Genomic DNA, 20459 nt, shown 5'->3' with positions numbered 1-20459 from the left:
CACCCCACGTTCACCTTCTCGTTGCCTCCAACTCGCTTCGAGCTTCTACGGTCCCTCGGTTGAACCTAGAGACTGAGGGAGACAGCCCCGTGGCCCGCAAAGAGTTACCTCTGATCGTCATGCACGACGGAAAATCGTCGCGCTCGAACATCACCTGCAAGTACAAGTGCGGTGACGCCTGCTCGCACGACGTACCCAACACCTCCGGCGGTGCCTACTTCGGCGACATCGTGCGTCACGCGATGTCGCGGCGTGGCGTGCTGCGCGGCGGCGCGATGGCCGTCCTCGCCGTGGGCGCCGGCGGCGCACTCGTCGCGTGCTCCGATGATTCCGCCGCCGCGCCCGCCGAAGGTGGTGGCCAGGGAGCCGTCGATCTCGGCCCCAGCCCGGCCGGTACCGACTTCGTCGCCGTTGCCCCCAACACCGACGATGCGGTGACCGTACCCGAGGGTTACGAGCAGGAAGTCGTGATCCGCTGGGGAGACAAGGTTCTCCCGGATGCCCCCGAATTCGACATCGACAATCAGTCTGCTGCCGCACAGGAGAAGCAGTTCGGATTCAACAACGACTTCGCCGGGCTGCTGCCCGTCGACGGCGTCCCGAACACATACCTGCTCGTGGTCAACCACGAATACAGCACCGAACCGTTCATGTTCGCCGGGTACGACGGCGAGAATCCGACGGAGGAGCAGGTACGCATCGGTATTGCGAACCATGGCCTGTCCGTCGTGCAGGTCAAGGGAGAGTCCGGATCCGGTCGTCTCACACCCGAATTCGGCGAGTACAACCGTCGGATCACCGGAACCACCGAGTTCCTCGTCACCGGTCCGGCCGCGGGCAGTGACCTGCTGAAGACGACCGCCGACCCCACCGGCACGCGAGTCGCCGGAACGTTCAACAACTGTGCCGGTGGCGTCACGCCGTGGGGCACCGTGCTGTCCGGCGAGGAGAACTTCAACCAGTACTTCGCGAACGCCGAGACCGTCACCGACGCGGCCGGCGCCGAACGCCTCGCCCGGTACGGAATCGAAGGCGGCGCATCCGAACGCAAATGGGAGCGCTTCGATCCCCGGTTCGACATCGCCGCGGAGCCCAACGAGGTCAACCGGTTCGGCTGGGTCGTCGAGATCGACCCCTTCGATGCCTCCTCGACCCCCGTCAAGCACACTGCGCTCGGCCGATTCAAGCACGAGGCCGCGAACATCCACGTCACCGACGACGGCACCGTCGTCGCGTACAGCGGCGACGACGAGCGCTTCGACTACATGTACAAGTTCGTCTCGTCCCGCACGATGCAGGACGGAAACTCCCGCGCGGCAACGGCACACAACATGACACTGCTCGACGCAGGCACGCTGTACGTCGCGGCCCTCACGGGCGACAGTCCCGATGCGATCGACGGCTCCGGCGACCTGCCCGAAGGCGGCGCGTTCGCCGGTACCGGCACGTGGATTCCGCTGCTGCGCACGGGCGAGGACGGCACTGGCGAGTCGCTCGTCGACGGGATGAGTGCCGAAGAGGTCGCGGTGTTCACTCGACTGGCAGGCGACCGGGTCGGCGCCACCAAGATGGACCGCCCCGAGGATTTCGAGGCCAACCCGGTCTCGGGCAAGGTCTACGTCGCATTGACCAACAACACGAAGCGCGGTGTCGACGGTGGCGCTGCTGCCGACGAAGCGAACCCGCGCAACAACAACAAGAACGGTCAGGTTCTCGAGATCGACGACGACCACGCCGGTACGTCGTTCGCATGGAATCTCCTGCTGGTGTGCGGCGACCCGTCCACCGCCGACACCTACTTCGGTGGGTTCGACAAGTCGCAGGTCAGCCCGATCTCGTGCCCCGACAACCTCGCGTTCGACCCGCACGGCAACCTGTGGATCTCCACTGACGGCAACGCACTCGGCTCCAACGACGGCCTGTTCGCGGTGGTGCTCGACGGACCGCGCCGCGGCGAGACGAAACAGTTCCTCACCGTCCCGGTCGGTGCCGAGACGTGTGGTCCGATCATCGAGGACAGCCGCGTCGTCGTGTGCGTCCAGCATCCGGGTGAGACCGACGATGCGTCGTGGGACAGCCCGGGATCGCACTGGCCCGATGGCGGCACCTCGCAGCCGCGCCCGTCCGTGGTCGCGGCATGGAAGACCGGCGGCGGACAGATCGGCGTCTGACCCTTATGGTCGAAAGGTCAACCCAGCCAGTCCAACACCGCTGCAGCGGTCCAGGATTGCTGCATGCTACCCAAGGGCTCGCCGGTGAACGGCTCGTAGTATTCGGCGAACGAGCCGCCGGCGGCCTGCCGTAACCCTTCTGCTCGCAGGGTGTTCGCGCGTTCGACCCAACCGCGACGCGCGAACACCCACGAGAACAACCACGTCATGACGGGCCACACCGGACCCCGCCAGTACTCCCGCGACCGGAAGTCCACCGACACCGGCGACGTGGACGGCGGCACCGCGTATCGCAGGTCGGGGTGCCCGCAGAACTTCGGTCCTTCGAAGGTGTGTAGCAACGCCCGCTCGGTTTTCCGGTGCAGGCCACCACTGAGCAGCGGCGCGAACATCGCGAGAGTGTCGGTGGCCACCCACTTTCCGGTCCGCAGGTCGAAGTCCTTCGCCGCACCCATCCGCGCATCTGTCGAGTCGACGACGCCGCGACGGAACCTGTCGGCCCATTCGTGCAGTTCACGCACGTCGGCGTGGGGTCGCGATTCTTCTTCACCGATGTCGGCGAGCACCTCACACGACAACGCGAACACGGCGCTGACGAACACATCCTCGACCGCGAAACTCATTGTGGTGGCGAGTACATCGTCTTCGTACTGTGCGGTCTTCATCTCCTCGAGCAGCCACAGATAGCGGGCGTACTCGACGTTGCTGGGTCGCTCACCCGGATCCGCGACATGGGCGAGATCCTCACGACGGAAATCCGGGAGTGCGTCGACGACGACATTCGCATAGGCGGTGTCCCACCGGGGCGAGTTGTCCATGCCGGATTCCCAGCCGTGGTACACCGCGATGCGCCCGTTGCCGCCGACGTCCCTGGCCTCCGCCAACCACCGATGCCAGCGCATCAGATCGGGCCAGCGTCGGTCGAGGAACTCGTCGGCGACCGCCCGGGTGCTGCGACCGTGCCTGCGGGCGTGGTCGAGGATGCGCTGGACCGCGATCGCGTGCACCGGCGGCTGCGTGATACCCGACGTCTGCACCCCCTGCGGGGCATGGGCCGCGAGGCGGTTCACCTCCCATCGAGAGGGGCCTGGGAAGTATCCGTCGACACCGTTCGCGAACACGATGTGCGGAATCATCCCGTTCTTCCACTGCGCCGACAGCAGCGTGTCGAGCTCGACGACGGCACGTTCCACACTCAGCGGCGCGAGCCCGATCGACACGAACGCTGCGTCCCAGCTCCACATGTGCGGGTACAGCTTGGGTGCTGCGCTCGTCATGGTTCCCAGGTCGTTGCCGCGAAGAAGATACGCTGCGCGCGCTGCGAGCTGGGTGGGGGTGAAGCCGCGGTCCGCCATCGTCCCATTCTGAGGCCTCCCGGCGAAGATGCACGCCTTCGCCCACATCGCTCATCAGAAAGTATGGACCAGTACCTCTGGACGCGGCTCCCGCACAGCCCACCGGAAGCTCAGGCGTTAGGCTCGACGCATGGGCAGACGCAGGACTGGCCGGGAGAAGCCGACTGGGTCGAGCCATGAACCGGTTGCGGGGTTGTACGACACGGACACAGGCACATGTGAGCTGGTCAAAGATCCGTATCGCGACTCGGGATGGATTCTCGAGGTCAACGGTGTGCCCAGTTCCCACATCGATCCGGACGACCCGACGCTGCTCGAGTTCGAATACATGCGCTGGATCACGATGCTCGTGCACAGCCAGTTCTCCCGCGACACCCGGCTGCGCGCCCTGCACCTCGGCGGCGGTGCGTGCACCATGGCGCGGTACCTCGCTGCGACCTATCCCGATGCCAGGCAGGTTGTCGTCGAGATCGACGGTCGCCTCGCCGAGCTGGTGCGCGAATGGTTCGACCTGCCGCGCGCACCTATGCTGCGGATCCGGGTGGGGGAGGGCCGAGCAGTCCTCACCTCGCTCACCGATGCGACGCGGGACGTCATCATCCGCGACGTGTTCGCGATCAACAAGACACCGGTGGCGTTGACGACGCTCGAGTTCACCCGACATGTGCTGCGGGTCCTGGCTCCCGGTGGGCTGTACGTCGTGAACTGCGGCGACACCCGTGACCTGACCACTGCCCGACGTGAGGCCGCGACCATCGGCTCGGTGTTCGAACACACCGCGATGATCGCGGATCCGGCCATGCTCAAGGGCAGGCGCTATGGCAATCTCATCATCGCGGGCAGCGACCGGCCGCTCGGAGAGTCCGACGCCCTGGCCCGTGACCTGCTCGGTGGTGCCGTGCCCGCTCAGATCAGGCACACTGCGGAGACGCACAAGTTCGCGGCGGGTTCGAAGGTTCTCGACGACAGCGAAGCGCCTCAGCGGAGCACGGCGGCACCGCAGCGGGGAACACGTGGACCCCTCTGATCGTTGAAGCTTGCATGACCTCGACACATTCGCCCGTCCTCCAGGTATTCAAGCTGGGTTCGCCCTGGCAAACGATCGATCCGTTCCTGTTCGTCGCACACCACGTCGACGCGTATCCCGCCGGCAATGCCGATCTCGGGCCGGATGCGCCGCTCGACGGACGCCCGCTCGGCCAGGACTTCGGCAATCCTGCGGGGTGGAACATGTACCACGGCACCACCGTCCCGGGATTCCCCGGCCATCCACACCGTGGGTTCGAAACGGTGACGTTCGTCCGATCGGGTTTCATCGACCACTCCGACTCTGTCGGCGCGTCCGCCCGATTCGGGGAAGGCGACACGCAGTGGCTCACCGCCGGGCATGGCGTCGTGCACAGCGAGATGTTTCCGCTGCTGAACCGGGACGCCGACAACCCGCTCGAACTGTTCCAGATCTGGCTGAACCTGCCTGCCGAGTCGAAGACCGCCGACCCGCATTTCTCGATGCTGTGGAACGAGGACACGCCGACGGTGACGTTCACCGACGACGCCGATCGGGCCGTCTCCGTCCGGGTGCTCGCCGGAAGGCTGGACGACGCGACAGCGCCTGCGCCGCCGCCGCACTCGTGGGCGTCGCGCTCCGACACCGACGTGGCAATCTGGAATATCGACCTGTCGCCAGGCGCACAGTGGGTGCTGCCTGCGGCAGCAGGTGCCGGAACACAGCGTGTCCTTTACGTGTACAACGGTTCTCCGGTGCAGATCGGTGATCAACAGGTGAGCTCGGGGCACGGCGCCGTCGTCGATGCCTCCGAACCCATCACACTCTGCGGAAGCGACGACACCACCCAGATCCTGATGCTGCAAGGACGTCCGATCGGCGAACCCGTTGCGTCGTACGGCCCGTTCGTCCTCAACGACGAAGCCGGCATCCAGCAGGCGTTCGACGACTACCGCCGCACGGGTTTCGGTGGCTGGCCGTGGGAGAGCAACGACCCGGTACATGCTCCCGACGCCGGGCGATTCGCACGGTACCCCGACCAGCGGATCGAAAGGCCCTCAACGCCACAATCGTAGGTGAACGTCAGCGTGACGGCGACACCCTGACGATGCCGTGCCGCTTCATCAGTACCCTCGTCGATCGACGGTACGACGAGGGACGTGCCGGCAGAATCCACTGCGACAACCTGGTCAGAGGTCCTACGTTGGCATCGATTTCGTCGAGTACCTCATCGACCTGCCGTAGCGAAAACGGGATGATATTGGTTCCGCGAGCAGGTTTTCCCTCACTTCGCTCGATCATCCAGTCCAGTCGCGTCCGAACGAATTCGCGGCGTTGCTCCAGCGGTGGCAACTCTGCGCCACCCAGCAGGTGGTCGGCGGTCCAGAGAGCGGCGGCCTCTGCACTGAGCGGACTGAACAGCGACGACCCGTAGCCGATGAAATACAGATTGGACACATCCAATGGCAGGATCTGACGATAGAGGAGGAAGTTGCCCTCCAAATCCGTGAGACGTCGTTGGATCTCGTCGTCCAGAAACGGCACCCGTTGTTCGAACCCCGTTGCACACACGATGACGTCCGCAGGTACGACGCTTCCGTCGGACAGTTCGGCGACCGCGCGACCGTCCTTCTCGTACAACGCGGTGATGGCGGTTCCGCGACGTACCTCGATCGTGCCGGATTCCACTTTCTCGTAGAACCGCTCGGTCGCAAGGCTCACCGCGTGGCGAACAAGCCGCTCGAAGGAACCCTCGGGAACCAGGCCGACCCGATCGAGCGACAGTTGCCTTCGCACGATCCGCTGGATGAATCCGAGCATCCCGTCCCGCACGAACCTTCCCGGGCCCGTGAGGAACCGCCCGAACCCCCGCTGCTCGATATGCTCGAACAATCCCTCGCTGAGCCGGGTGAGGAGAATGTACTTGTAGTTCAGCATGTTTCCGAGCTTGCGGGGCATCTTCCAGGTGACCTCGCGAGCAACCACAGTCATCGTAGCCGAGACCTCACTGAGAGCCTCTGCAACATCGCATGCAGACTTTCCGTAGCCGACTACCAGCACGTGCTTGCCTGCCGCCTCGTCGAGATCGTGGAAATCGGACGCCGCGCACAGTCGGCCACCCACTTCCTCGAACTCCGCCACGCCCGGATACGAGGGAATGAACGGGTCGGAGAAGATTCCATTGGCAATCACAACGTGGTCGTACCAGGCATCCTCGGCGTGTCCGGTCGCGACGTTACGGGTCGAGACCGACCAGCGGCCGGTGTTCTCGTCCTGGAGCATGGAGGTCACTTCGGTTCCCAGTCGCAGGTACGACTCCAAGCCGAAGAACTCGACATAGCCGGCCAGGTACCGCTGAACCTGAGCGCCGGTCGGCCACTCCGGATACCACCGCGGCATCGGATAATCCGAGAACGCATACGTTCCTTTGTTGTTCTGGGTCATCACTCCCGGGTAGCGACGGGTCACACTCCACACGCCGCCCACATCCGGTGTCCTGTCGTACACGACCACATCGAATCCGAACTGCTTCAGCACCTTCGCGGTGCACAGTCCCGCAACCCCGGCCCCGACGATGGCAATCTTGGTCTTGTCCGCCGAGTGTCCCCCCGAGACCGGGCCGCCGTTCCGCGGAGTCGACGCCCATGAGTCGTTCACAGGACTTCCTCCGGCACGAGCGACTCACCGAGGAAACCGTCTACCAACTGCTGGAATCGCGTTGCGTGTTCGATCTGGGTCCAATGCCCGCACTTACCGAACACGTGCAGCTGAGCGTTCGGAATCATGTCGAACATGTGCCGTGAGGCCTCGACCGGTACCACGCGGTCCTCTCTACCGTGCACGATCAGCACCTCGTGTCCGATCTTCGCGAGGCTCTCGTCCGCTACGATCTGAGCATCGAGCCAGCGCTGCCGTGGCTCCGGGAATACCTGCTCGAAGGCTTCTTGGGCGCCCGGGCGGATCGTGGCACGATAGCGCAGTTCGGCGAGTTCATCGGTGACGAGCGTCCGGTCGTACGCCATGATGTCCATGATGTTCCTCATGTTCTCCACCGACGGCGTGTATCCCCACAGCGCGTCGAGCTCGGGCGTGAAATCGATCTTCACTCCACCCGCGCCCATGAGTACGATTCGGTCGAGCCGCTCAGGGAATCGGGTGGCGAGATGAAGGGCAAGCCCACCACCGAACGAGTTCCCGACGACGTGCACCTTCTCGATACCCAATCCATCGAGCAACGAGAGGATCTGATCGATCCAGGTGTCGAAGATCTCGAACCGGACAGGGTCGGGCAGCGTCGTGTAGCCGAATCCCACCAGATCGGGTGCGATCACCCGAAAGTTCTCCGACAGTACGGGAATCAGGCCCCGCCAGTTGGCCCACGCCGACACGCCGGCACCTGAACCGTGCAGTAGGAGGACCGGTGCTCCCACGCCGCTTCCCACGTCGTGATAGTTGGTCTCGAATGACCCTGTACGGAAGGTCTTCCCGATCTCGGGATTGGTTGCGTGTGTCATCGTGGATTCCTAGCTCTGGAAAACGGAAACGACCGACTGCAGAAGGTCGTCCTGGAGGCGTTCGGGAGACGGGTATGCACGCTTGCTGTGCGAAAGTCCGGTCTGAACAAGCATTTCGCACATCTTGTACGCGACGACACCGGGATTGAGGACGGGAACGTCGAGCACCGACGACAGATACGCGTGGCTCTGATGCATGGTGGTCGATCCGAGCACGATGACATCGGCTCCGTCATCCTCCACGGCGGCGCGCGCCTGACGTTCGAGCTCGGTGAAGACGAACTCTTCCTTCCCTGCAAGAAGTTCCGCTGCATCGGGCCGGACTCCGATGTCGCGTACCGACGCGAGGCGTGCGCTGATTCCGTTCTCCCGAGCGGCCTTGTAGTACAACTCGTGCCACTGGGGCCACATCGTGACAACCGAGAATCGCTTGCCGAGTAGACAGGCAAGCAGCATGGTTGCCTGACTCGGCGCGACCACCGGGATCGTCAAGCGCGAGCGAAGCGCGGCGAGGGCGGAGTCGCTCATCGAGTTGACACATACACCCACGTAACCCTGTTCCTGTGCCCGGCATCCTGCCTCGAGAACGAAGGCGTCGGCGAGAGTGGTTTCGTAGGCGCTGTCGAGCGTCGCGCCACCGGCCCTGGCCGAGACGAAGACATTCTCGAAGGATGGGTGGACGAACTCGCCTGACAGCTGGGCAGCGAAGGCATCCAATGCCTCTGGCGGTACGGGAACGGGAACGATATTGAGCACACGGTTCACAGGTCGAGTTCCTCTCTGGTTCGGGTGAGGGTGTCGACGACGGCGTAGGCTACGGCCTTGGTCGCCATCATCACGTCGGCCACGGAGGCGACACCCATTCCTCCTAGCCCCTCGTTCAGGTCATCGGGGGCAGTTTCCGGCGGCCACGGATATCCGATGCGCGCGCACGGTATTCCGAGACGCCGGATCAGTGTGCCGTCGGTCTGGCCACCGAGGAGCGGCGTCGTGGTGTACGGGCGACCCTCGACCTCCTCCCATCCTCGTCGGCACGACTGGACTATCCAGTTCTCCGGGTCGGTCATGCCGCCGGGCAGCGAGCCGTACATCTCCCAATCCAGATCGAGGTCGGGGTTCCGTCTGCGAATCTCATCGATCATCTGCGCAAATTGGTGACGAACGTCGCCCGGTGTCACGCGGGGATTGACCCGGACGTCGAGGTAGATCTCCGTGGTCGCGGACGGGAAGGCAGGCTTGTCCGGGCTCCCCGACCGGACGGCCGAGATCCAGCCCTCGGGAATGGTCGAACCGGACGTGTTGCGTGCGGTGTACTGGGGCAGCCACGCCTCGATCTCTTGGATCACCGTGGCAGCCGGCACGATCGAGGAGCGGAATCCCTTGGTTCCCCTTGTGATTCCGGCGTATCCGAAAGTCCCGCGCACCGACACCTTGAACCAGCACATACCTGGCTCTTCCGGGTATACCGCCCACCACGGCTTGAGCACGACGGCATGGTCGGGTGCCATTCCGTGGGTGAGCAGATGAAACACACCGCTACTCATCCCGACGTTGTCGCGTTCGCTCATCGTCACCGGCATCCCGCCGCCCGCGAACCCGATTGCGAGGTCCCCGATCAGGGGAAGATCGGCGTCGACGACGGCATGCATGACTTCGGTGAGCCCGGCGACCATGCACTTCGGATTCGAGGCGCCCAGGCCGACGACGAGATCCCCGTGAACCGTAGCTTCGGGAATCATGTCGGATCGCAACGATTTTCCGATCCAGGGGACATCCGATTCGGGATCGATGTGCGTGTCGATAGGGGCGTAGAGCAACAGCCTGCTACCTCCACCCGATCCCTGCATCTCGCCGATCGCGTTGCCGGTGTGTTCGGAGATCGGCTGGTATCGCGCATCGATCCCGACCCGCTCACGGAGGTGGGACGCCATGAACTCGGACGCTGCCCGCTCACGGCCGGTGGGACTGTGAATGCCGATCAGATCGACGAGCAAGTCCCGGAATCGATCAGCGTTCAGGTTCGCGCAGACGGCCTCGTACATCTCGCGCCGACGATCGTCGAGCGGGAGCGCCTTGGTTGTCGATATATCAGTCATCTGTTTCTCTCTCCGATATGCCGGGCCTCGCAGCCAGGCCGGCGCGATCCGTCAGACAGGTCGCTATGCGCACCAGCGCCTGATCCGCATGTGCGGGTGCCACAAGCTGGATTCCGAGAGGCAGGCCATGGACGCCGCGTCCTGCCGGGAGCCCGACAGCGGGACATCCGCTCACACTCGCGAGCTTGTTGAACACGGGGTCACCGGTTCCGGTACCGATCACAGGTGCTTCGCCCGGCGCGGCGAGCGTGACCAGCAGGTCCAGGTCGTCGAACAGGCGATCGACCACGGTGCGTGCCCTCCTGAGCACCGTTCTGGCAGACTGAATCGCATTCGACGGCGCCTCGCGACCCGACTGCAGGAAATTCGTCAGTTGCCTGCTGATACTTCCCGGACGCGACCCGTGGATACGTTCGGCGAGCGCAGCGGAGGCTTCGGCCGCCATGAGCAGGGTGTGCGCGTCGTCGAGGTCGGCGAGGTCGGCCGGAATCTGCACATCGACGATGTCGGACACCAGCCCACGCAGGCCGGAAGTGAAGTCTTCCAGGAGTGCGGCCGCCGCCGGAGTTGCGCGGTCGTCCCACGGTGGTCGCAGCACTCCGACCCGTAGTTCTCGCAGTGGTGCCAGCACGGTAGCCGGGGGAGGGACGTGTCCGGCGGTGGAGAGGGATTCGTCGATGGCGCCCAACCACGCGGGATGCCGGGCGAATGCGCCGACCGTGTCGAAGGTGAGCGCGACGGGCAGTACACCGTCAAACGGCCAGCGCCCGTATGTCGGCTTGAGCGTGAACACGCCGCAGAAGGAGCCCGGCCGTAGGACCGATCCGGCAGTCTGGGTTCCCAACGCCAACGGCACCTGGCCGTCTGCGACCGCAGCAGCAGAACCACTCGACGATCCTCCGGGAGTATGTCCCGTGTGATGTGGGTTGCGTGTCTCGGTCGGTCGATACGTTGCGAACTCGGTAGTGGTCGTCTTTCCCATGATCACTGCGCCGTCGCGGCGCAGACGCCGAACGACTTCGGCGTCGCCGTCGGGCCGGTGGCCTTTCCACAACTCTGATCCGTATGCCGTGGGCTGGTCATCGGTGTCGATGATGTCCTTGATACCGAACGGAATTCCGTGCAGAGGCGAGCGCCGTTGCTCGGAGTCACGTGCCGACGCCTGACTCAGTGCGAGCTCAGGGTCGACGTGTGCCCAAGCCATGATCGTCTCGTCACGTTCCTCGATGCGCGCCAAGCAACGCTCGACTGCCGCGACGCTTCGATGCTCGTCGGCCAGGATGTCAGTGATGGGGGAGGTGGGTGCGGTAGGGCCGGACACCGCGGTCACCCCGCCTTCTGTGGTTCGTGACCCCATCGGGACGGAGACCGGAAGGTCTTGACCTCCCACTCGTCCGAGTCGATGAGCTCGCCGCCGTATCCGATCTCTATCGCGAATCCCGATGGCGTGCGCATGTAGAAGGACGTCACGCCGTCATTGGTGTGGCGCCCGAATGTCATCTGAAGATCGATCCCTGCAGCGTTGATGATGTCGTATGCGCGGCCCACGTCGTCCAGGGATGCCGCTTCGATCATCAGATGATTGAAATCACCTCCGGTGAACGAGAAGCATTCGTTCATCAACGCAAGGCTGTGGTGCCGGGGGTTGCAGTGCAGGAACGTCGCGTCGGCACCGTCCCACACGATGTAGTCGGTGAGCCGGAAGCCGAGCACCCGGGTGTAGAAGTCCACGGCGGCCGGGTAGTCCTTGCACATCAGCACCACATGTCCGAGACCGAGGGTCCCGGTGACGAATCCGCTGATCACATTGCCGTGCACGAGAGGGGCATGGTCGATCGTCGGGCCGAAGCAGACCTCATTGGGGAATCCGTCGTGGTCGACGAACCGGAACGCTTCGACAGCGAACCGCTCCTCCGCGGGACCGGCCGGAATCCACTCGACGTCGATTCCCTCGGTCGTGACCCGGTCCGCCAGGGTCCGCAGCATATCGGGACTGTCGACCTCCCACGTGATCGACCGGATTCGGTCCTGTTCCGCGGGATACAGTGCGATGCGATGGTGGTGGTCATCGATTCGGATCAGCAGCGGATCCTGTTCCGTTTCGCGGGGGCGTGCGTACAGCCCCAGCAGGTCCACCAAGACGTGGCGCCAGGCCTCGAGGTCGGTGACCTCGACACTCATTGCGCCCAGACGGGAAAGGCTCATCTCTTGCCTCTGTTCGGAAGTAGCGAGTCAGCTGGGTAGGAACTGCTCGGCGTGGATACGCTCGGCCGGCATCCCGAGTTCGAGCAGCCGCTCCTCCGCGGCTTTCAGCATCGCCGGCGGGCCGCACAGGTAGGCGGAGGTGAGGGGGTGCTCGACGTCCGCTGCGTTCAGAACGCTGACGGGGTTACCCTCCAGCACTCCGGTTACGGCGGTCGGTTCGTCGACAACCACGCGCACGTCGAGTTTGGACATGAAGCCCTGCCGGGCTTCCAGCTCGTCGAGATGGAACAGGTCGGTTTCACGGCTGCAACCGAATACGAGCCTGATCGGATATTCGTCGCGTGCGGTCTGCAGCTTCTCGAGCATCGACAGCATCGGGGCCAGTCCGGTACCTCCGGCAATCATGAGAACCGGGCCGGACTCGTCGATGAGTCCGAAGCTACCTGTGGGACCCTCGATCTCGATCCGGTCTCCGACCACGGCGTTGTTGCGGAGGTAATCCGACATCACGCCGGTGGGTAGCACCCGGATCGTGAAGGTCAGTTTCTTGCGGTCTCGTTCGCCGGATGCCATCGAGTACGAACGCCATTCGTCGGTGCCGGGCACCTGCATTCGCACGTACTGCCCGGCTCGAAACGCAAAGCGCACCGACTTGGGCAATTTGAGTTGCAGTTCCACCGCAGTCTCACCGAGCCAGATGATCGCACCGACCTTTGCGGTCGCCGTGATCACGGGGTACTCGTCGAGCATCGATGCCGGGTAGTCGAGGTCGATCTCGGAATCGCCACGCACGTGCGATTGACACAACAACCTTTGGCCAGCGTCGATTTCGTCCTTCTTGAGCGAGTACACGCGCCCTTCGGGCATGATCACGTCACCGCGTGCGACCCGGCCCACGCATGTTCCGCACGTGCCCACCGTGCATTGACTGACCAATCGCACACCGGCTTCGGTCGCCGCTTCGAGAATCGTGGTATCGGCCGGTACCTGAACGGTTTTGGTTCCATCTGTGAAGTTGAGACGGACATTGCTCTGGGTGGCCATCGAGCGCTCCGGAAGAGTGTCGGTCGGGGCGATCGACACGACGCTAGTCCTCGTCCTCGTAGGGGGACTCGAAGAAGCCGCGAGGGTGCCGCGACGCCATCTTGCGCCATGCAACGATGGAATAATCCATGTCGCAGAGCATTTCATTGTTCCAACCATCGAATCTGGTGTAGTGCTCCTCAGTGGCTTCGCGTGCGAAGACGTCACTGTTGTTGAACCCCTCGAGTGCGAGAGGGAGCATGAAATTGTCGTACTTGAAGTTGAACTCGGCGATGTCTTCTTCAGTGGTCACGCGGGTGGCGATGACCTCCCAGTACTCGTGATGGTGATCGTCGATCGGCACGTAGAACTCGTACTGCACGTGATCGGTGATCGGCCAATGCTCAACCATCAGGACCCCCGGAACCCACAGTGACGTGCGGAAATAGTGCGGCACAGTACCTCGGGCCTTCATGTTGACCTTCGGGTTGTCCAGCACCGGCTCGTAGAGGTCCGGCCGGTCGTAACGGTTCATCACGCCCTTGGGACCGTCCGGGATGTCGATTTCCTCGGTCGCGGAGTCGGTCAGAGCGTTGACTCCGAGCGGCAGCGCCCGGTCGAGCGCTACCAGAATCTGGTTGTCCCAGTGCACCAGAAGGTGACCGGGATCGAGGCCGTTCTCCGCCGCAAGACGCCAGTTGCCCACCAGTTTGCGGTGGATGCCACGAATGACAATTCCCTCGTCCAGTAGGTGCGCGACTGGAGAATCGTTGGGGTCGTTGGTAACCGGTGCCGGAAGGTCGGCACTGAGAGGGGGTGGGGTGCCGTAGTCGTCCTCTCCCACGAACACGTAGATGATCCCGTTGACCTCTTCGACGGGATAGGTGCGGATGCCCACTTTCCCGATCAGTGAGTCATCGGGATTTCCTACAATAGTGGTGAGGCTGCCGTCCTCGAGTCCGTAGGTGAATCCGTGGTACCAGCAGGTAATGGTGCCTTCCGACAAGCACATCGGCTTGGCCGAGAGTTTCACACCTCGGTGGATGCAACGGTCGGAAACCGCGTATGCCTTGCCGGCCGAACGTCGCAGTGCGATGTCGTGACCGCCGATAGTGACACCTTTGGCAGTGTCGTCCTCGAGTTCGTGGGACAACAGTGCGGGATACCAGTGATTGGCGTAGCCCCAATCGGCCTTGACGTACGGCGCGTACTGCCGGGTGGCTCCGGCGGACGAGCCGCTGTGAGAGGTAGTTGTCATCGAAGTGACCTCCGGAGGATGTGGTCGGGGAATAGTGGCTCCCATCCGCATGGTCTTGCCGGATGGGCGAGCGGCCCGGGCTGATGGGCCATCGATTCGAAGTCGAAACAAGGGGGTGTTGCAGACCACAATATCCATCCTCCGTGGAATGTCAATCAATTTTCTATGAATGATCAACTGATCATTCGAGTCGTCGCTGGTAACATCTGTGTCCAACACCCCATGCGCAGCACAAGCCACCGACGAGCGGACTACGGAAGAAAAGATGAGCAACACCGAACCCCGGTCGTCCGGACAACCCGAGTCGCTGGCACCGGGGCGACGCTGGCACCTCGCGGACAACGCCTACGAAGAGGCGCTGACGGCCTTCGAGTTCGCGATCCTCCAGGTCGAGGGCGGCTTCCAGCGGTTCGCGGTCCAGGCCATTCGGGTTTCCTCCGACATCGACCTGACATTCAACGAGGTCGTCGCTCTACACGTCGTGCGCATGCAGGAACGATCGAAGGACACAGCGACGATCGCCCAGCTGACCAATCGGGACGATCTTCCGAATCTGCAGTACAACCTCCGGAAATTGGTGAGCCTCGGCTTGCTGGAGCGCACCAAGTCGGGGACTTCGTCGGTCTTCACTGTCACCCCGACCGGCCGTGAGGTCACCGATCGGTACGCCCAGTTGCGCCAGCAGACCTTGAGCACCAACCTCGAGGAGCTCAGCGACAGCGTGACGAAGATGCATCACGCGGTCCGGTCGATGCAAGTACTCACCGGCCTGTACGAGGCGGCCAGTCGCGAACTCGCAACAATCAACACGGCCGCATTCTTCGACCCTCTCCCCGGTGAGGGCGCCGAGTCCGAACCTCCCACGAAACCTGCCGGCTGAGTCCGCTCACGTACCGATCGCGCTCGGTCCTGACAGCTCGCACGGCCTCATGACAGGGCGGCGAAGTTCATCACGACCGCATCTTCCGAAGACGCGGACAGCAATGAAAACGCCGTTCATGCAACCTATTTCAAATACGATGGTTGACGAATACACGAGGAGATCATAGGCTGACGCAGCCATATGTAGCGCTCTGCTCCGAATGTGGACAGCCAATCACTCTGCCGCCCGAAAGGGACCTCCCCATGACAGCTCTCACGCCGCTGCCACTACTCACCGCTCTTCAGGATTCCGGCCACGGAGCCGACGGCCCCGATGCGGTCCGGGTGGGCGACAGCGCCCTCACCCGATCCGAACTCATCGCCGCAGCATCCGCAGTGGCAAACGAGATCGCCGGTGCTTCAAGCGTTGCAGTCGATGCCACGGCGAGTATCGAGACGGTCATCGCGGTAACGGGATGCCTCATGGCGGGCGTGCCGGCTGTTCCGGTTCCGCCCGACTCCGGCCCGAGCGAGCGTGCACACATCCTGAAGGACTCCGGCGCACAGATCTGGCTCGGCTCTTCGCGTGAGGACATCTCTCTTCCATCGGTCGCGGTCGACGCGCAAGCCCGTTCCTCGGCGACGCATCGCGAGCCGGATCCTGAGGCAACAGCGATGATCATGTATACCTCGGGTACCACCGGTTCCCCGAAAGGCGTCGTACTGTCCCGCTCCGCGATCGCCGCCGGGTTGGACGGCTTGGCCGAGGCGTGGAACTGGAGTCCGGATGACACTCTCGTGCACGGGCTTCCACTATTCCACGTGCACGGGCTCATCCTGGGCGTCGTGGGAGCTCTACGGCACGGCTCGCCCATTGTTCACACGGTACGACCTACCCCCGAGGCGTATGCGGCAGCATCCGGTTCGCTGTACTTCGGTGTTCCCACCGTGTGGTCGCGAATCTGCGCGAACACCGCGGCCGCACGGGCCCTCACATCGGCACGGCTCCTCGTCTCGGGCAGTGCCCCTTTGCCGGTTCCACTGTTCGAACGGATCGTGAAGCTCACCGGTCTCACCCCGATCGAGCGGTACGGAATGAGCGAAACCCTCATCACGCTCAGCACACGGTCCACCGGTGAACGCAGACCCGGCTGGGTGGGGAGTCCCATCCGCGGAGTGCGAACGCGCCTGCTCGACCAATCGGGCAATCCGGTCCCGCACGACGGGGAAACAGTGGGTCGGCTCGAGGTTGCGGGCGACACATTGTTCGGCGGATACCTCGGAAACCCAGCCAAGACTGCGGAATCCATGACTGCCGATGGTTGGTTCAAGACCGGCGACATCGCCGCGATCGACGAACAAGGCTTGCACCGCATCGTCGGACGGGAGTCGGTCGACATGATCAAGTCCGGCGGATACCGGGTCGGGGCAGGCGAAGTAGAGCAGGCACTGCTGAATCATCCCGAGGTTCGCGAGGCTGCGGTCATCGGTGTTCCCGACCACGATCTGGGGCAGAGAATCGTCGCGTACGTGGTGGGCGACTGTCACGACGATGGTGCGCTGCCTGATTTCGTCGCGCGCACCCTTTCGATCCACAAACGTCCGCGAGAGATCCGATTCGTCGATACCCTGCCGCGCAACGCGATGGGCAAAGTCCAGAAGAAGATCCTGATCGACGATCACCTGACGAAGCGATGAGCCTCGAGCGTGCCGAGATTCGGACGGAGACCCACCGGAACGTCGCAGTTCTCATAATCGATCACCCGCGCCGGCACAATGCACTCACCGGTGGGATGCTCGACGAATTGATTTCCGTACTAGAACAACTCGCGGACGACCCCGCGATTTCGGTCGTTGTACTCACTGGTACAGGAGCACAGTTCTGTGCTGGCATGGATATTCGTGAACTTCGATCGGCACGTGTAGAAGGCATCCGTATGGAAGATCGAGTCACCGATGCAGAGGAGGCGCTCGCAGCCTTTCCCAAGCCGACAATCGCAGCCATCCGCGGATACTGCATCGGCGGGGGTGCACAACTCGCTCTTGCATGCGACTTCCGGGTGGCTGCAGAAGGTTCCGAGTTCGCTGTCACTCCAGCGAAGCTCGGCGTGATCTACCCAGCGCGGACAATCCGTCGGATGGTGCTCACTCTGGGCCCTGCCACGACAAAACGGCTGGTGATCACGGGGGACCGTATCGGCAGTGCTCTTGCGGCACAACTCGGCGTCGTCACCGAGGTGGTCCCGGACGAGACGCTCGTCGCCCACGCCATGACTTTGGCGGAATCCATCGCGTCGAGGTCCTCGATCACGCAACGAGCTGCGAAGGAGATGATCGATGCGGCCGCCCGCGGGCGACTCGACGACGAGCTGGAGCACTATTGGCGAGACGCAACCAACCCCGATCTCGAGATCGGACTCGAGGCCTTCCTGTCCGGCAGGTCTCCGCAATTCAGCCACGCGATGCGCGAATCAACTCACGTGAATTCCATCGACTCGTCGATCCGGCCGAATCGCATCGTGGGTAGATCGAGCAGATAGTTCTGCCGCATCAACCACGGGCTCCGTGAACCCTGTTTCGGAAGAATGCTTTCCGAACGCGCGACATAACCCGACGTCAAACCGAGCAGCGGCTGCGGTGAGGTGTCGTGATGCGATACCGGCCGGGCGACGCGATAACCGCTTCGCTGCATGTGATTCAGCAGGCGGCACACGTACAGGGATGCGAGGTCGGCGCGCAGTGTCCACGACGCGTTCGTGTATCCGAGACACAGCGCAAGATTGGGTACGCCGCTGAGCATCATCCCGCGATAGGTGTAGTGACGGGCGAGATCCACGGTCTCACCGTCGATCGTGAATTCGACGCCGCCGGCGGGAACGAGGCGCAACCCGGTCGCGGTGACGAGGATTTCGGCATCGAGGTGGTCGCCCGACTTCAGCAGCACGCCCTTCTCGGTGACGGTATCGATGTGGCCGGTCACGATGTCCGCGGCACCGGAGTTGAGAACCTTGAACAGATCGGCGTCGGGCACCAGACACATTCGCTGATCCCAGGGCCGGTAGCTCGGGGTGAAATGCGGATCAACGGTCGACCCATCACGCAGATGTCGCTTCGCAAGCCGGCGCAGTACAGGTTTCGCCACCCCGGGAAGACGCTGACACAGCTGGTAGAAGCCCAGATTGGCCACCGTGTTCTTCGCGCGGATCACCCGGTGGGACACCTTGTCGGGCAAGTATTTCCGAATACGGGTCGCGATCGGATCGCGGGACGGCAACGACATCACATACGAAGGCGACCGCTGCAGCATCGTCACGCGCTCGGCCTTCTCCGCAAGCGAGGGCACGAGAGTCACCGCGGTGGCGCCACTGCCGATCACCACGACCTTCTTACCTTCGTAGTCGAGGTCGTCGGGCCAGAACTGGGGATGCGCGACGGTTCCGGCGAAATCATCCAGGCCGGGAATGTCAGGTAGATAACCGGATTCGTAGCTGTAGTACCCGCTGCACAGATACAGGAACGCACAACTCAGTTGTGTGTCCTCCCCGCCCGAGTCCTCACCGCCGGAGCGCACCCGGACTGTCCACCGCGCATCGGTGCTCGACCATGCCGCCGACACGACGCGATGCCCGAATCGGATCTTGGCGTCGATGCCGTACTCCGCGGCGGTGTCGCGCACGTACTGCAGGATGCTCGCGCCGTCGGAGATCGATTTCTCCCCGCGCCACGGCCGGAACGGATACCCGAGCGTGTACATATCACTGTCGGATCGAATTCCCGGGTAGCGGAACAGATCCCACGTACCACCGACACTGTCGCGAGCCTCGAGAATCGCGTAGGTGCGGTCCGGGCACTGCGTCTGCAGTCGGTATCCGGCACCGATACCGGACAGTCCGGCACCGACGACCAGCACATCGACGTGTTCCATGCCCACTCCTGCCTCCTCGTCCCTACCGACTCGCCCACGTCAACAGATCATCCACCGGCCACGCGTTGATCACCACGTCGGGTTCGACACCCCGCTCGGCCGCGCGCTCGCATCCGAACCCGAGCCAGTCGAGCTGCCCCGGGGCATGCGCGTCGGTGTCTATCGAGAACAGGCACCCGATATCCAGCGCGAGATCGATCAGTCGCGACGGTGGATCACGACGTTCGGGACGCGAATTGATCTCCACCGCGGTGTCGTAATCGCGGCACGCCGTGAACACTGCCTCCGCGTCGAACGTCGACTCGGGTCGCTGCCCGCGACCGCCGGTGACGAGCCTGCCGGTGCAGTGCCCGAGGACATCCACATTCGGATTCTCGACGGCCCCCAGCATCCGCTTCGTCATCGTCGCCCGGTCATCGCGCAGCTTCGAGTGCACGCTCGCAACGACGATGTCGAGGGCTGCGAGGAGCCCTTCGTCCTGGTCCAGCGACCCGTCGTCGAGGATGTCGACCTCGATGCCCGTGAGGATCCTGGTGCCCTGTGCGCTCTCGTTGAGCTCCGCTACGACGGACAACTGCGTGTGGAGGCGTTCGGCGCTCAGCCCGTTCGCCACCGTCAACCGAGGGGAGTGGTCGGTCAAGGCCATGTACTCGTGCCCGATCATCGTCGTGGCGGTCCGTTGCATCTCGTCGATGGGGCTGCCGCCGTCGGACCAGTCGGAATGGGTGTGCAAATCGCCCTTCAGCGCTTCGAGGAGTTCGCGACTGCCGCGACCGATCGGCTCGGCTTCGTCGCGCACACTCTGCAGGTAGTCGGGGACACTGTCGAACGCTTGCCGGATCACGGTCGCGGTCTTCGGCCCGATCCCGGCGAGTTCGGTCCAGTCGTCGGCGCGACGGTGCTTCGCTCGAGCGATTTCGGAGAGGCCCGCGACCACGTCGGCGGCATTCCGGTACGCCTGCACACGATAGGTCGACGCGTGCTGACGCTCGAGCCAGAACGCGATCTCGCGGAGCGCGGCCACCGGGTCCATCTCACCATTGT

At 63.6% G+C, this 20459-nt stretch carries 17 protein-coding genes; 6 read left to right on the top strand and 11 right to left on the bottom strand.

Annotated elements, in window-relative coordinates; translation table 11 throughout:
* Positions 1-89: 89 nt before the first annotated feature.
* On the top strand, positions 90-2171 hold the full coding sequence (locus ACZ46K_RS04940; protein ID WP_464746968.1) for a PhoX family protein: 2082 nt from the start codon (positions 90-92) through the stop codon (positions 2169-2171).
* A gap of 17 nt (positions 2172-2188) precedes the next feature.
* Here ACZ46K_RS04940 and ggh read toward each other — a convergent pair whose 3' ends face one another.
* Positions 2189-3526 (bottom strand): glucosylglycerate hydrolase, encoded by a 1338-nt coding sequence (gene ggh, locus ACZ46K_RS04935; RefSeq protein WP_464746966.1) that lies wholly within the window; start codon positions 3524-3526, stop codon positions 2189-2191.
* Between the two features lie 130 nt (positions 3527-3656).
* Between ggh and ACZ46K_RS04930 the strand changes: the two genes are divergently transcribed.
* Together ACZ46K_RS04930 and ACZ46K_RS04925 are read left to right on the top strand one after the other, a co-directional pair.
* A complete protein-coding gene (locus tag ACZ46K_RS04930) occupies positions 3657-4553 on the top strand; it encodes a spermidine synthase (RefSeq protein ID WP_464746964.1) in 897 nt (298 codons plus the stop codon).
* A gap of 14 nt (positions 4554-4567) precedes the next feature.
* Positions 4568-5608 carry a pirin family protein gene (locus tag ACZ46K_RS04925; protein WP_054806068.1) on the top strand — a complete coding sequence of 347 codons (1041 nt, stop codon included), beginning with the start codon at positions 4568-4570 and terminating at the stop codon, positions 5606-5608.
* Positions 5609-5615: 7 nt separating this feature from the next.
* Here ACZ46K_RS04925 and ACZ46K_RS04920 read toward each other — a convergent pair whose 3' ends face one another.
* The 8 genes from ACZ46K_RS04920 to ACZ46K_RS04885 are packed head-to-tail and all read right to left on the bottom strand — an operon-like array spanning position 5616 to position 14629.
* Positions 5616-7190, bottom strand: a complete 1575-nt coding sequence (locus ACZ46K_RS04920; RefSeq protein ID WP_464746962.1) for a flavin-containing monooxygenase — start codon at positions 7188-7190, stop codon at positions 5616-5618.
* Positions 7187-8047 (bottom strand): alpha/beta fold hydrolase, encoded by an 861-nt coding sequence (locus ACZ46K_RS04915; RefSeq protein WP_454842285.1) that lies wholly within the window; start codon positions 8045-8047, stop codon positions 7187-7189. Before ACZ46K_RS04915 ends, ACZ46K_RS04920 begins: the two co-directional genes overlap by 4 nt.
* A 9-nt stretch (positions 8048-8056) precedes the next feature.
* Complete coding sequence (locus tag ACZ46K_RS04910; RefSeq protein ID WP_054806069.1) at positions 8057-8812, bottom strand: aspartate/glutamate racemase family protein; 756 nt, start codon at positions 8810-8812, stop codon at positions 8057-8059.
* Complete coding sequence (locus ACZ46K_RS04905) at positions 8809-10143, bottom strand: M20 family metallopeptidase (RefSeq protein WP_454842286.1); 1335 nt, start codon at positions 10141-10143, stop codon at positions 8809-8811. Before ACZ46K_RS04905 ends, ACZ46K_RS04910 begins: the two co-directional genes overlap by 4 nt.
* Entirely contained in the window at positions 10136-11473 is a 1338-nt protein-coding gene (locus ACZ46K_RS04900) for an amidase (protein ID WP_464746960.1), read from the bottom strand. The genes ACZ46K_RS04905 and ACZ46K_RS04900 overlap by 8 nt, the downstream gene beginning before the upstream one ends.
* Positions 11470-12348, bottom strand: coding sequence for a VOC family protein (locus tag ACZ46K_RS04895; RefSeq protein ID WP_054809916.1), 879 nt, complete (start codon positions 12346-12348; stop codon positions 11470-11472). The genes ACZ46K_RS04900 and ACZ46K_RS04895 overlap by 4 nt, the downstream gene beginning before the upstream one ends.
* 27 nt (positions 12349-12375) lie before the next feature.
* A complete protein-coding gene (locus ACZ46K_RS04890; RefSeq protein WP_464746958.1) occupies positions 12376-13431 on the bottom strand; it encodes an FAD-binding oxidoreductase in 1056 nt (351 codons plus the stop codon).
* A gap of 4 nt (positions 13432-13435) precedes the next feature.
* Positions 13436-14629: a Rieske 2Fe-2S domain-containing protein gene (locus tag ACZ46K_RS04885; RefSeq protein WP_054806070.1), complete on the bottom strand. Its 1194-nt coding sequence runs from the start codon at positions 14627-14629 to the stop codon at positions 13436-13438.
* 265 nt (positions 14630-14894) lie between these two features.
* Between ACZ46K_RS04885 and ACZ46K_RS04880 the strand changes: the two genes are divergently transcribed.
* The 3 genes from ACZ46K_RS04880 (at position 14895) to ACZ46K_RS04870 (ending at position 18030) form a co-directional block, all read left to right on the top strand.
* Complete coding sequence (locus ACZ46K_RS04880) at positions 14895-15509, top strand: helix-turn-helix domain-containing protein (RefSeq protein ID WP_464746956.1); 615 nt, start codon at positions 14895-14897, stop codon at positions 15507-15509.
* 245 nt (positions 15510-15754) lie between these two features.
* A complete protein-coding gene (locus ACZ46K_RS04875) occupies positions 15755-17188 on the top strand; it encodes an acyl-CoA synthetase (RefSeq protein WP_054806071.1) in 1434 nt (477 codons plus the stop codon).
* The gene (locus ACZ46K_RS04870; protein ID WP_464746954.1) at positions 17185-18030 is read left to right on the top strand and encodes an enoyl-CoA hydratase/isomerase family protein; all 846 of its coding nucleotides are present in this window, start codon (positions 17185-17187) and stop codon (positions 18028-18030) included. Before ACZ46K_RS04875 ends, ACZ46K_RS04870 begins: the two co-directional genes overlap by 4 nt.
* Here the strand turns inward: ACZ46K_RS04870 and ACZ46K_RS04865 are convergent.
* Positions 17967-19421, bottom strand: coding sequence for a flavin-containing monooxygenase (locus ACZ46K_RS04865; RefSeq protein WP_464746952.1), 1455 nt, complete (start codon positions 19419-19421; stop codon positions 17967-17969). The two genes, ACZ46K_RS04870 and ACZ46K_RS04865, sit on opposite strands and share 64 nt — an antisense overlap.
* A 16-nt stretch (positions 19422-19437) precedes the next feature.
* Positions 19438-20448: a PHP domain-containing protein gene (locus ACZ46K_RS04860; RefSeq protein WP_054806073.1), complete on the bottom strand. Its 1011-nt coding sequence runs from the start codon at positions 20446-20448 to the stop codon at positions 19438-19440.
* Positions 20449-20459 lie beyond the last annotated feature (11 nt).

Source organism: Rhodococcus sp. JCM 9793 (assembly GCF_055380405.1).
The sequence above is the reverse complement of the archived record's forward strand: the minus strand, read 5'-3'. Positions and strand labels throughout refer to the sequence as shown.